Raw genomic sequence first — 440 nt, forward strand, 5'->3', positions numbered from 1 at the left:
CGTCGGAGGTGAGTCGCCTGAGACAGACCCGCTCGGTCAGTTCGTCGAGCCGCTCCACGAGGTCGGTGATGACCGCGCGGTCCGAGAGATACGTCTCGACGACGATACACTCGCCGTCGGCGCGGCGGATTCGCGGTACGCATTCGAACTCGGCGAACGCCCGGCAGAGACAGTCGTCGCCGACGCTCGTCGTCGCGTGGACCACTTTCGAGGCGTCCCCGTCGCCGACGGTCACCTCGGCGTGGCAGACGTCGCCGTCGAGCTGCGTGTGGACGTCTTCGACCGCCGAGTCGGGGCCGGCTAACGGGCACGAACAGCGCTTTGCAGGCTCGATTTCCAGCAGGAGCTGGAGGTGTTGTTCCCGCAGTGTGTCGGCTTTCGCCTCCGCGACGCCGCTCGTGGAATCAGCCATTGGTAGTCAGTCGGTCAACACGGGGGAA

The 440-nt window shown here is 66.4% G+C and carries 1 pseudogene; it reads right to left on the reverse strand.

What is annotated here, in order from left to right:
- A pseudogene (locus DEQ92_RS22895) lies at window positions 1–412 on the reverse strand (transcriptional regulator); the annotation flags it as partial.
- Window positions 413–440 lie beyond the last annotated feature (28 nt).

The sequence above is a fragment of the Haloferax sp. Atlit-6N genome, from assembly GCF_003383195.1.
Taxonomy (GTDB): Archaea; Halobacteriota; Halobacteria; order Halobacteriales; family Haloferacaceae; genus Haloferax; species Haloferax gibbonsii.